At 50.8% G+C, this 12,504-nt stretch carries 9 protein-coding genes; 1 reads left to right on the forward strand and 8 read right to left on the reverse strand.

From position 1 onward, the window contains the following. Nucleotides 1-52 precede the first annotated feature (52 nt). On the forward strand, nucleotides 53-1,051 hold the full coding sequence (locus FCN78_RS15775) for a L,D-transpeptidase family protein (protein ID WP_077659259.1): 999 nt from the start codon (nucleotides 53-55) through the stop codon (nucleotides 1,049-1,051). 83 nt (nucleotides 1,052-1,134) lie between these two features. Here the strand turns inward: FCN78_RS15775 and FCN78_RS15780 are convergent, their stop codons facing one another. From FCN78_RS15780 to malT, 8 genes are all read right to left on the reverse strand, one after another. Further along, nucleotides 1,135-1,380, reverse strand: a complete 246-nt coding sequence (locus FCN78_RS15780; protein ID WP_077457827.1) for an Lpp/OprI family alanine-zipper lipoprotein — start codon at nucleotides 1,378-1,380, stop codon at nucleotides 1,135-1,137. Nucleotides 1,381-1,565: 185 nt separating this feature from the next. Then, nucleotides 1,566-2,042 (reverse strand): copper chaperone PCu(A)C, encoded by a 477-nt coding sequence (locus tag FCN78_RS15785; protein ID WP_069362923.1) that lies wholly within the window; start codon nucleotides 2,040-2,042, stop codon nucleotides 1,566-1,568. A gap of 2 nt (nucleotides 2,043-2,044) precedes the next feature. Then, nucleotides 2,045-2,632 carry an SCO family protein gene (locus FCN78_RS15790; protein WP_077457823.1) on the reverse strand — a complete coding sequence of 196 codons (588 nt, stop codon included), beginning with the start codon at nucleotides 2,630-2,632 and terminating at the stop codon, nucleotides 2,045-2,047. Next, a complete protein-coding gene (locus FCN78_RS15795) occupies nucleotides 2,629-3,108 on the reverse strand; it encodes a hypothetical protein (RefSeq protein WP_077457821.1) in 480 nt (159 codons plus the stop codon). Before FCN78_RS15795 ends, FCN78_RS15790 begins: the two co-directional genes overlap by 4 nt. Before the next feature lie 3 nt (nucleotides 3,109-3,111). After that, a complete protein-coding gene (locus FCN78_RS15800; RefSeq protein ID WP_077659260.1) occupies nucleotides 3,112-4,041 on the reverse strand; it encodes a polyprenyl-phosphate transporter in 930 nt (309 codons plus the stop codon). A gap of 83 nt (nucleotides 4,042-4,124) precedes the next feature. Then, entirely contained in the window at nucleotides 4,125-5,891 is a 1,767-nt protein-coding gene (locus FCN78_RS16110; protein ID WP_077659202.1) for a PAS domain S-box protein, read from the reverse strand. 329 nt (nucleotides 5,892-6,220) lie between these two features. Beyond that, complete coding sequence (gene pulA / locus FCN78_RS15810) at nucleotides 6,221-9,097, reverse strand: pullulanase-type alpha-1,6-glucosidase (protein WP_077659203.1); 2,877 nt, start codon at nucleotides 9,095-9,097, stop codon at nucleotides 6,221-6,223. A 192-nt stretch (nucleotides 9,098-9,289) separates the two neighbouring features. Beyond that, nucleotides 9,290-11,998, reverse strand: coding sequence for an HTH-type transcriptional regulator MalT (malT, locus tag FCN78_RS15815; protein ID WP_077521888.1), 2,709 nt, complete (start codon nucleotides 11,996-11,998; stop codon nucleotides 9,290-9,292). Between the last annotated feature and the right edge of the window lie 506 nt (nucleotides 11,999-12,504).

Consider the following 12,504-nt stretch of genomic DNA (forward strand, 5'->3'; position numbering starts at 1 on the left):
ACTCCCGTCTGTGATTAATAAAAAGGTTGCATCGCTGGGGTTAGCCTGTGCGATGCTTTGGGCGTTAGCGGTGCCAACAGCGTTTGCCACCCCGTATCCGTTACCCACCGACGGCAGTCGACTGGTTGGCTATCCAGAGGCGCACATCGTCAAAGAGGGCGAGCACTTAGAAGCCATTGCCAAACACTATGATGTGGGGTTTCTAGCGCTTTTAGCGCTCAACCCAGGAATGGATCCCTACTTGCCTGAGCCCGGCGCTTTGGTGCGCTTACCCAATCAGCTCTTGCTGCCCTCACCGCCTCACTCGGGGATCGTGATTAATCTTGCCGAGTTACGCCTTTACTATTTCCCTGAGCCAGCCGCTAGAGCAGGAGGGGAAACAACAGACGCTCAACGTGCTGTTCATGTATTCCCCATCGGGATTGGTAGAGTGGGGCGCGAAACCCCCACCATGAACACCTATATTAGCCAAAAGCGCGAACATCCGACGTGGACGCCACCGCAGAGCATTCGTGAGGAATATAAAAAACAGCGCGGCATCATTTTGCCTGATGTGGTGCCGGCAGGACCAAACAACCCCTTAGGTGAGCATGCGCTAAGGTTGGGCTTCGGTAACGGTGAGTATTTAATTCATGGCACGAATAAGTCGTTTGGTATTGGGCTGCGAGTCAGCGCGGGCTGTATCCGACTTCGTCCTGACGATGTGGCATGGCTGTTTGAGCAAGTGGATGTTCATACTCCCGTGAGGGTGATTAATCAACCCGCGAAGCTAAGCGTTGAGCCTGATGGGCGCGTGATGGTAGAAGCCCATCGTCCTTTGTCAAAAAATGAAAAAGAGACCAAAGCGCGTTTGTCGATTGAGCCTGATCCTCAGGTGTTAGCGATGTTAGCGCGATTGGAATTGTCACCTCAGCGGTACCGAGCGGCGTTATCGGTTCAGGAAGGCGTGCCGATAGAGATCGCGACACTGACCCCAGCACAGTTGAAAGCCTGGCAGCGTCTCGAGCGTGCGGACGTAGATGTCAAGCCAGTGAGGCGAACGAAGGAGTAAACGTCAGATAACAGCATGAAAACGGCGCATGGCGTTGCGCCGTTTTGTTTATTCAATGCGTCGTCGGTGATTAAGTCGATACGCTACTTGGTATACGACTGCGCCATATTATCAATGCGCTTGTTAGCACGTTTGGCTTCGTCATAGGCCATTTGAGAGGTATCTTTGGTATCACTCACGTCGCTTTTCATCATAGAAACGTCGTTAGAGAGCGCATCGACTTTCGCGGATAAATCATCAACACTTTGTTGTAGTGCGGTGTTGCTAGTACAGCCGACGAGCAACACGGTTGAAGCTATTGCTGCTAGCGCCATTGGACGGATTTTCATAGAGAACCTCGCTATTGTTGTTGGAGATAGCAATCACGTCAAAAGGGTCACGCGCAAGCGCGACTACCTTTTACCATAGACGCTGATAGGGGATTTTGCTGCTGAATCCTCAACTTGGCGGCCATACCTTGACACAGTTAACATTTAACGCGCTGTTCGACCCATCCATCGAGACACGTTAAAGACTATTCGTGGTGATGATTTCCTTCATCGCTATGGTGCTGCATACCATCCATGACCGATTTTACTGGGATCTGCTTGGTCAGAGAATGACCGTCTGCGGTGTTTAAGGTCAACGAAATGTGCTCGCCTACTTTGAGTGGCTGGGTAAGATCAAATAGCATCACATGCAGGCCTCCTGGCTTTAATGTGACTTGCTCGCCTTCAGGCACCAGGATTTGCGCAATTTGTCGCATTTCCATCATGCCATCTACCATGGCATGCTCATGCAACTCTACCCGTTTCGCCGCCGGTGTACTCGCACTCACCACCCGTTTTAGCACCTTGCTTTGATTATCGAGCACCATGAAAGCGGCGCTATTTGGTGCGCCAGGTGCAGTGGCACGCGCGTAGGCATCATGAATAAAAAACTCACCATGGGCATGCACCAATGGAGCAACCATAAAAGCGATAGCGGCAATAAAAGATTTGAATGATGTCATTGTTATTCCTTGTTTTGACCAGTCACCCGTTCAATCGCTGCGATCAGCATCTCAGGGTTTAAGGTGTGAGGGACTTTCTCTACGAGTTCACCGTTCGGTGAGAGAAAATAAAAAAAGGAGCTATGGTCAACGGCATAGTCCATGGCGGAGTCTTCCAGCTCGGTGATGCGATATAAAACTCCGTAGCGCTTTGCCAGCTGGGCGATTTGTGCTTCTGAACCACTGACGCCGGTGATGGCCGGATGGAAAAAATGGGCATACTCCGCGGCTTTTTCGCTGGTATCACGCTTTGGGTCGAGAGTGATAAAGACTGGCGATACCGCGTTTCGTGTCGACTCAGGGAGCGACTTTAACGCAGCAGATAGTACGGCGAGCGAGGTGGGACAAACATCAGGACAATGGGTATAACCGAAGTAAACAATACGCGGACGTGGGTCATCGGTATTGTAAAGGTTAAACGGTTGCCCTTGTGATTGTAATGCACCCGCTTGTGCCTGCTTTTGTGACGTTTGATAGTGATCAAATAGCGCGCGGGCACCCAAGCCAAAACAAACGGCAATAATGGCGACAAGCCAAGCTTTCTTACTCATAGTCGCTCCATGCTTACTTTAATGGGGAATAGCGTGTTTGCATCATCATTAAGTGTAATGGTTCCCGCCCAGGTCATGCTGTCTTCAGTGCAAACGGGCAGCATCAATTGCCCTTGGTAAGTCAGTTTATCGGTTTGTTTAAGCACCAGCCGATATTCCCCCATATTCATTTCGACGCCTTGGAGCTTCACGAGCAAGGTATCCGTGTTAAGCGCCTGGGGGGCGGTTACCGTGAGGGTATTGGCGTGTAGTGGATGAACCATTGGATTGCCTAAGTGGGCTTGATAACCCTTGTATTGGCACGTTTGCTGATTGAGCGAACAGTAGGCGGCTGGCGCGACGGTTGAACTCGAAGCGGTCGAGAAAAAGCCAGATAGCCAAGAAGGAAGAAAAAAAGCCATCACTGCCAGCATTAAGAGACCGACAGTGATAAACAATGGGCGACTCACGGGTGATTGTGAGGGTGATATATGCATTATTTAGTCCTGCTTAGGCGAGAAACGCTCCAGCAATAATACCAGCACAAAGCCACCTATCATGGCAATGATGGCCAAGCTAACTTGTGCCGGGTGTCCCACGATTGCCTCGTACGCGCCCGGTAGAAGGTTATCTTGCATCAGAGGCACTTGCTCACCGGATGAGTTGGTACGCCATGTAAGCGTGTGTTTCCACGGCCAGATTTTACCTAGCGTGCCCAACATCAGGCCGGTCAGAAACGCGAGCGTTAGCGCGTAGTAGCGGCGCAGCAGCCATGACAACAGGTGCGAAAAGGTCAATAAGCCAGTCACCGCGCCCATCGCAAATAATCCCAGTAAGCCAAACTGCGTTTGATGAACCGCATCTAGGATCGGACTGTACATTCCCAGCAACAGCAGAATAAAACTGCCAGAGATCCCTGGCAAAATCATAGCGCAAATCGCGATGGCGCCGGCGAGAAAGACGGTGAGCGGCGAGGCGGTGAGCTGCAAGGGGTTCGCAATAGTAATCCAGTAGGCAAACCCGATCCCTAGCAGTGCCGCGAGAACGGTTTTAGGGCTTATTCTGGGGGCGGGCAATTGTTTGGCAATATGCAACGCTGAAGCGATGATCAAGCCAAAGAAAAACGACCACAGTGGGATCGGGTGATGGGTGAGCATCCAGCTTATCCCTTTGGCCAAACTGGCAATACTGGTCAGAATGCCGGCTAAGAGCACACAAAGAAAGGTGCCGTTGATATGGTGCCAGACGGCCTTGAAACCCTCCTTGCGCCAGAGTGTGAAAAGGCGAGGTGTGATACGCCGAATACTCTCAAGTAACTGCGTGTAGATACCAGTAATAAATGCGATGGTGCCGCCAGAGACACCAGGAACCACATCTGCAGCCCCCATCGCCATGCCTTTGAGGTAAGTTGAGACCAGGTTCTTGATCATAATGCTATTCATCGATAAAAAGCTGAAACGCGCATTATACCGAGATAAATGAGCAGCGATAGGTTTAGCTATTTTTCCCTTGCTTAACTGCCCTCTTCATTGAGGTTTTGAAGCGCATCGGCTAATGCGCGAACGCGCTCGTTGGTTTGGTCGACCAGCCGGCGGATCTCTGCTGCAGACTCTCCCGAGCGCTGAGCCAGTTGACGTACTTCATCTGCAACGACGGCAAATCCTCGGCCTGACTCGCCTGCACGTGCAGCCTCAATGGCGGCATTTAACGCGAGAAGGTTGGTTTGATCCGCGAGCCCATTAATAACGCCAATAATCTGCTGAATTTCATTGCTGGATGTTTCCACTTTATTCATTTCCTGTTCCGTTACTTCGACGGCTTGGGCTCGATTCGTGACATCGATTCCGTAGGAGACGAGGTATAAAGGATTGCCTTCTGAATCAAAAATCGGGGCAACCACGGTGTCAAAGCGGCGTTCACTGCCATCGGCGGCTTTAAAAGGAAGGACGTCTTTGATCTGAGAGCCCGCAATCACTTTTTGGAAGGTTTGTTCACCCAGCATTGTTTTCAGGTTGTTAGTCGCGATCTGGGCGTTGGTCGAGGTATCAGCGCGTAAACGTGTGAGCATATAGGAGTTAAATGATTCAGGTGTCCCGTCAAGCCGCCATTGCATAATCCCGTTACTAACACTGATGGCTTCGAAGCGTCTTTCTGCTTCCAATGAGCGTTGCTTGGCTTCGGTGATATCGGCTTGAATAGAAATAAAGCTAGATAAGTGCCCGTTGTCATCAAAAATCGGATTGATAGACACAGAAATCCAATAGGCCTCACCCTGTTTGTTATAGTTGAGCAGTTCGTCGTAAAAGGGCTCGCGATTTTTTAGTTTCTGTGAAATTTTTGCGACCGTTTCTGCGTCGGTGCCTGGCCCTTGCAACATGGTGCCTGGCTTTTTGCCGCGCATGTCTGACATCGTGTAACCGGTGAGCTTTTCGAACCCTTGGTTTACATAGCGTGTACAGCCGTCGGCATCGGTGATGATGACTGAGTTATCGGTCTCATCCGCTACCATCGACAGCATTTTGAATTCTTCTCGACGCTCTACTTCTTCTGTCACGTCTTTCACAAATGCGGTGTATTGGATTTCGTTGTCGAGTTCTATTTTTGAAATAGAAAAGCTGCCCCAACGGTGCTCACCATTTTTACGCACTACAGGCACTTCTCGCGTTGAACCCACTATTTTATTGATGCCTGTCCGACGGTTTTTATTGACCAGTTCATCGTGCTCATGACGGTGTTGCTCTGGTACCAGCATCTTGACATTGTTTCCTAACATCTCGTCACGTGTGTATCCCCACAAGCGCTCCGCAGAGCGGTTGGCGAAGGTAACAATGTTGTTACCGTCAATGGTCACCACGGCATCTAATGCTTGGTCGAGCGTTTGATTGACTATTTCTTGGGCTTGTTTTTGAGCCGAAATATCGTGCACAAAGGCGGTATAAGTGGACTTGCCCCGATGTTTAATCTGGTTGAGTGAGATATTAACCCAAACGCGTGAGCCGTCTTTCCGTTCGAGCTGGACGTCGCGAGATGTCCCCACGATACGATCTTGGTTAGTGGTACGATGATGTTCAATGAAGCTATCATGACTGGCGCGAATTTCGCTTGGAACGAGCATTTTCACGTTATTGCCCATTACTTCACTACGTTGATAACCCCACAGTGATTCCGCAGCGTCGTTGAAGTAGATAACTTGATTTTGCTCATCGATAGTGATGATGGCGTGTATCGACTGATCCAGCGTTTTTTTATAGCGCCCGTCAACGACCAAATCTTTTAACATTAACTTATTCCTTGTTGACCGCTCACTTTCATCGTTAACGGCCAGTGAAGTGTGATTCCGGTTCCAATTGAAGATAAATACCGTACCACATCCTGTACTCGGGTGTTGAGTGAACCGATCAGCATTTATACCAATAGCAATACAAAAAACGAGGAAACACTGTCAAAACGTGTTCAAGTACTGATATCACTATGAATAACGCGAGCGCGGAGCAGAAAACTCGTGTATTTAACGGCTTTTTAAAGGAAGGCTAGGTTGATGATGATGGCGTTAAGCCTGTATGTCCGGGCGGCAAGTGGGGTGGGGGAGCCGCACTCCCCCAATGAGGGTTAAGGTTGGTGAGGTTTCTCGAACACGGCGACGGACCAAGCGGGTACGGTGAGTTTGCCGTTGGTTATGTGAGCGGCCTGTTGGCTATAAGCGATCGAGCTGTTGCCCGCATTGGCTTGCAAGCTGTGAAGCTGATAGCCGGTGGCGTTGATGTTATCAAAGTCATTGACGGCCGTGCCCGAGGCATTGATCGCGACGATAATGCCGTCACGCGTTGCATCAATTGTGCTGTCGTGCAGACTGCCACTGTTATCAATTTGCATCACAATTAGCCCCGGCTTTTGTGAGACGCCGGTGTTGTGAAAGCTGACACGTTGGTTGATCACACTGCCTTGGCCTAAGTGAAACAGCCCTGATGACATACGTAGTGCCACCAGCTCATTAAAGTAGCTGTCCATGTTGCTGATTGCCTGTGGTGTTGGTTTGGCCTCGCTGTTGTGGTTGGCAATCACGGTTTCAATCATCGGCCAGTTGTAGCCGTCTTTATCTTCACGCGGCAGCCCTTGATCCCACTGCGTGGTTTGTTGGCTAAAATCGACGCGATTATACCAATCGCCCGAGTCGTACGAGTCACGCTGCATGGATTTTGAACGAAGCAGTTCGCTGCCCATGTGAATAAAAGGCACCCCTTGTCCCAGCAGTGCAGTGGAGAGTGATACGGCTTGGGCGCGGACGCGTGTCGCAAGCGGCATGGCGTAAGGGAATTTGTATTGATTGTTATCCCACAGAGTTTGGTTGTCGTGCTTGGAGACATAGTTTTGAACCTCCCAAGCATCTTGCGCGTAGCCAGCCGGTTGACCGTTGTAATCGACCTCGTCGCCTCGGACCGTATCTCCATTGGCAATTTGTAACTGAAAATCTTTTAAGTTACCCGCCATACCCAAACGGACTAAATCGGCGTTATGCAGGGCACTGGCTCTTTCCCCGTTGCTGTGCTGTTGCAGATCATTGGGCGCGACCCATTGACCATTACCAAAGCCTTGGTTTTTGCGCAGATACTCGCCGCCATCGAACGGACCGCCGCCACGAACCGCATCCCGAAGTCGGTCAGAAAATGAGCCAATACCTGTGCCTGCCAGGTTTGCTTGGGTGGCTTGGACAAACTGGCGATCGTTGGCGACTTCACCGAAGTTCCAGCCTTCACCATAGAAATACACATCTGAGTTGATGCCACGGGCAACGGCAAGTGTGTGCTCGATCTGTGCCAGCGGATGATGTCCCATCAAATCCCAACGGAAGGCATCGATTTTGTAGTCTTTCACCCAAGTGGCAATCGAGTCATCGATCAGTTTGGCAAACATGCGATGCTCAGGTGCGGTGTTGGAGCAGCAAGTAGATTGCTCAACGTCACCAGTGACGGGGTTAAGGCGCTGATAATACCAAGGCACGACTTTATCTAGCACAGAATAGGGTCCTAAGCCTGCTTGGTGCGTGTGGTTGTAGACCACGTCCATCACCACATTCATGCCGATATTCTGTTTGATGGCCATGATCATTTTACGAAACTCAAGGATACGCGCGGTGCCTTCAGGCTCGGTGGCATAACTGCCTTCGGGTACAGTGTAATGGAAAGGATCGTAACCCCAGTTAAAGCTGTCGTACTGACGCATCGCCGCCATCACCGTTTGCACATAGGGGGTGTCTGCACTGTCTTGGGTGGCTAAATCCGTTAACGCTGCTTGGATGGTTTGATGGTTGTCGCACTCACTGGCCAGTCTGGGCGTCTCTTTCAGTGAGGGGGCTTTGTCACATAGCGTGGAGAAGCGGTCGGTTACATCGATACGCTGCGCCGCGTCCTCGTTGATGGAGGCAATATCAAACACGGGGAGCAGATGTAAATGGGTGACCCCGGATTGCGCAAGCGCGGTTAAATGCTTGACCGGCTCAGTGGTGTTTTGTGTAAAAGCCAGGTACTTACCGCGAAGGTTTGGTGGTGTAGATTGATCGAGCGCGGAAAAATCACGCACGTGCGCCTCATAAATCACACTGTTGGCGGGATTTTGCTGCGAGTGAGGCGTACTCAGCGTATCCCAGCCACTGGGTTTAAGCGCAGGCGCATTCAGATCGACCACCTGTGAATAGCTGGAGTTGGTCGACAAGCTATGTGAATAAGGGTCCGTGACTTCGAGACGCTCGATGCGATGTGTTTCAGGGTGATAGACCGACAGTTGATAACGGTAATAGTCGCCATGATTCAGCGCCGTGGTGGCGACATGCCAGCTTCCTGACTCGGCGTCGAAGTCCATTGTAATGGGCGTTTGGCGCTGTTTTGGCGCGCCTTCTTCGCTCGCAGATTGATAAGGCACCAGCGAGACTTGCTGTGCGGTAGGGGCCCATAGACGAAACTCAGTGTGTCCAGCGTCAGGGATGGCACCAAAGTTAAGTTTTTCGGCGTGTTCGGCATACAAGGCGTCGAGCGCGCGGGCCGGTTGCACATCGGTCGCGGTTAATACGGTATCACCGTCTTTGGCGATAGCGAGAAGCTGCCCTTTGAGCCATTGCTTCAGGGCAATATCGGTGCTAGCAAAGTCAAAATCGAACCCTTTGACGTCGTCTTGCAAATGAGGGAATGATAGTTGCCAATGATCTTGCGTGGCAAGGGTGGACTCGACACTCGCAGTGGCGTTTTCCACCTGCTGTGTGTCCGGGTTATAGCGCATGGTGCCATCAGCGGAGTAATACAAGGTGAGCGAGGTAGCGTTGGTTTGATGGGTGAGCAGGGTATCGGCGTCAGCAAATAGCACACTGGCATCTGTGGTACCGATGTCTCTTGGGGGGAGCTTGGTTTCTTTATCGGTATTACATCCCGTTAACGCCATGATAGTCGCGATGGCAACCGATGCGCCGAGCGGTTGCAAAAAGTGAGTGCGCTTCATTGATTATTCCTCATATGTCAATACTGAGGCGCAGCATACTGAAGGGCGACACCTACCATGCGTGATCGGGTTAAAACTCAGCGTGTTATGGCAGAAAAGATGATGGAATTCAGTAAAGTATCACGAAAGGTAGGGGGAGAGCGAAAGGCCACTACGCCCCCACGAAAAGTCTGGGGGCGTAGGCATGGCTGACTAGTTACCCATAAGTTGAAGGAGGTTTTCGGCGGTGACGACCGCTTCTTTACGGTTAGCAATATTGAGCTTTTGGTAAAGGTTACGGATATGGGTTTTGATGGTGGTGCCGGCGACATCCAGTTCATGAGCAATTTGCTCGTTACTAAACCCGGAATAAATCAAGCCGAGCACTTGCCATTCGCGTTGTGTCAGTGAGCTGGTTCGCACCAGCTCTGGCACGTTAGGGTGTTTGACCAGTTTTTCGACAAAGGCTTCATCAAAGTGGGTGGAGCGTGAGCGCTGATGGCTGGCGATTTCTTTTAAGAGCTGCTGTGCCCGGTGTCGCTCTAATGCGCCGAGCGCTTGTTGTTCAATCAACGCGTGCAGCAATGATGAGAGCGCATCACCTTCGATTAAAAAGTTACCCATCATCCCGGTTTGATTGGTTAGGATCAGGGCATCTTGCAAGAGACTTTTGGCGTATTCCGTCTCTTGCACTTTACTGGCGAGCACGGCCTCGACGATGAGATTGCGGTTTTTATCCGTCACTAAGTTGGCCCGGTTCGCTTCGCGGCGCAGAAAATCGACCGCTTGACGTGCTTGATCATACTGACCCAAATGCAGGTGCGCGCGGGCAATGTTTCGCCACTGAAGCTGGCTAAAGTGGTTGCAGGCGGTCGCGGGGCGAACGGCTTGATGTAACCACTCATCCATATTGGTCAGTTCGTTTTTGGCGTGCCAATAGAGCAATAGCGAGAGTGACGCGTTAGCGGTCCAATCAACATGATAAACTGATTCTCGTAGAAGGTGCTCTATGTGCTCAATGCTTTTGGCCGCTTTATCTAACTCACCGCGACTAACAGCCACGCGCGCGAGCATAGAGTAACTATGCAAATGCTTGCTCGGCGGTTGGTTTTCCAAAACCTGTAGCCCCTTATACGCACAGGCTTCAGCTTCATCCAGACGGTTCCAACACCAGAGTATTTGGGCGCGAAGCCGTAGAGCAAATTCATGTAAAGGAACTTGATGCAATTGCTGATCTTCAATGAGCTGATCGGCGCTGTCGAGCAACTCAAACGCGGCTTGCACATAGCCTTGTGCCAGGAGAATTTCACTTTGCTGTAAAATGGCCCACAGCGCTTGGTGATATACCTGATGCTGGCGCGCTAACTTTTCCGTTTGTTGCATCATGGATAAAGCGCGATCCAGTTCGCCGAGCACATGATTCACCTCGCCAACCACGGAAGTCGCGACAATACGTCCTCGGTAATTGGCGCTATCGAGTTGCTCGAGTGCTTTTTCTGCCAGCTGCATCGCTTGCTCAGGCTCATTCGCATTAATGGCTACTTGGGCAAGCAGGGCATTGGCATTGCCTTGGTAATCAATATCCAGTGGAATGTCGCGGGCTTGATACGCCTTTTCGGCACTGGCCAATAACTCGCCAACTTCGTGATACCTGTGTTGGCTTTGTGCTAACCAAGCACGCAGTAAGCTCAAATTGGGGTATTGATATAAAAGCTCATCACTGAGCTTGATAATCGCGGATTCGAGTGTGGATAGTTCGCCACGATTGAACATACGCCAGCCGTGTTGATTGAGAATATCGGCCAGCAACGCGTCGTCTTTGGCATAGCGTGCGTGGCGCAGGGCTTGATGAGGGGACTGCAGCTTTAGCCAAGCCAGTGCCGCGTGTCGATGCAAGGTTTGTTGCTGGTGGGGGATCCTGGCTTGGCGCTCGTGGGCCAAAAACTCCGCGAATAAATGGTGAAACCGGAACCAATTGTTATCCCCCTCCAGCGCATAGATAAACAAACCATAGCGATTCAGTGACTCAAGCATGCCCAGGGCGTCTTCTCGCTCGGTCAAGGCGAAAACCAGTTCATCATTGAACATTTCTAACACTGAGACTTTCATCAGAAACTGACGTGTCTCCGTGTCAAGCAAGTCGAAGACTTCTTCCGCTAGATAGTCCCAAAGGTGGGCATGGTTAAATTCTGCACACGAGGCGGCGCTTTGCATTAGCGTGCGTTTTTGGTGCTGCGCTTGAATGGCGATCAGTTGCAGCGCGGATGGCCAACCTTCGACGTAGGTACATAAGGCATTCGCGGTCGATTCATCGACGCCATCGTCGATACGTTGGTTGAAAAACCGGGTTGTCTCTTCGTTATCGAACGCGAGAAGCTCGTTGCCTATCTCGATCATCAGGTCTCGCACGCGTAAGTTCGCGGTGCCCAGTGGTGGGTTAGCGCGTGACGTCACCACTAACGTGAGGTTCTCTGGCATGTGCTTGATGAAAAAGCGCATCGCTTCATGGATTTCTTCGTTATCAACCAGTTGATAGTCGTCCAGCACCAAATAGCTGGTGGCGTGAAACCCGGCCAGTTCGGCAAAAACATCAGACAAGAGCGCACGAAGTGATGAGAATTGGCGTTTTTCCGCCAGTTTTATCGTATTGGCGCAGCCTTCTTGGGTGGCTTGGTGCAACGCTTGTAACAAATAGTTTATGAAGCGAAAGCTGTCGTTATCACTGTCATCAATGCTAAACCAACCGACATTGGGTTGATCGGCTAGCCACTGGGCAGCCATGGTGGTTTTGCCATAACCGGCCGGAGAGCGAAACAGCACCAGCTTATAGTGGGGGGCTTGTTGTAAAATATCGAGCACTCGCGGGCGCAATATCGCGTTATAAAGCCGTCCAGGCCGAGTCAGCTTTGATGGGATCCACATAAGACACTGTCCTTCACTACAAATGCGGTGCGTCATCTTTGGTGCGCACCTCTGTCCTGATTGCAGTGTATGTAACTTCAAAGACACAAACTATGATCTATCCCTGATCTCTTAACGGGTGCCCTAATTTAGTGCAACTACGCCTTATAGTTGTGATATATATCACTTAATTGCCTTATTATTGGCTTTTTTTATCGTCGGTGTACACATTGATGTTGGTTTGTAAGGGGTTAATTTGCGCTATCGCACAAAAATCACCAAAGGCTAGACGGTTTTTTTCATCGCCGGCTTAGACAGGCTTTTGTCTCATAGCGTGATGAAGATCACCAGTCAGTGGGCTGTGCTTCACTTTGATGAGAGCCCGCTCACTGTTGATGTGTGACCTGGCTCTCTACGCCCTGTGGTCTCCTCCTTTGATGAGAACGACGTGGGAGGATGTTTGCCGTGCTCGGGTTGGGCAGGATGACTAACCATCAAGGTTTCATTCCATTATCGAGAGCAACGAC

The organism is Salinivibrio kushneri, from assembly GCF_005280275.1.
Lineage (GTDB): Bacteria > Pseudomonadota > Gammaproteobacteria > Enterobacterales > Vibrionaceae > Salinivibrio > Salinivibrio kushneri.

Bases quoted from the DNA above. Each gene is read 5' to 3' on its own strand.
- FCN78_RS15785 (WP_069362923.1), bottom strand. From the start codon at position 2,042: ATGACATCATTCAAATCTTTTATTGCCGCTATCGCTTTTATGGTTGCT.
- FCN78_RS16110 (WP_077659202.1), bottom strand. From the start codon at position 5,891: ATGTTAAAAGATTTGGTCGTTGACGGGCGCTATAAAAAAACGCTGGAT.
- FCN78_RS15790 (WP_077457823.1), bottom strand. From the start codon at position 2,632: ATGAGTAAGAAAGCTTGGCTTGTCGCCATTATTGCCGTTTGTTTTGGC.
- FCN78_RS15795 (WP_077457821.1), bottom strand. From the start codon at position 3,108: ATGCATATATCACCCTCACAATCACCCGTGAGTCGCCCATTGTTTATC.
- FCN78_RS15775 (WP_077659259.1), top strand. From the start codon at position 53: ATGCTTTGGGCGTTAGCGGTGCCAACAGCGTTTGCCACCCCGTATCCG.
- FCN78_RS15780 (WP_077457827.1), bottom strand. From the start codon at position 1,380: ATGAAAATCCGTCCAATGGCGCTAGCAGCAATAGCTTCAACCGTGTTG.
- malT (WP_077521888.1), bottom strand. From the start codon at position 11,998: ATGTGGATCCCATCAAAGCTGACTCGGCCTGGACGGCTTTATAACGCG.
- FCN78_RS15800 (WP_077659260.1), bottom strand. From the start codon at position 4,041: ATGATCAAGAACCTGGTCTCAACTTACCTCAAAGGCATGGCGATGGGG.
- pulA (WP_077659203.1), bottom strand. From the start codon at position 9,097: ATGAAGCGCACTCACTTTTTGCAACCGCTCGGCGCATCGGTTGCCATC.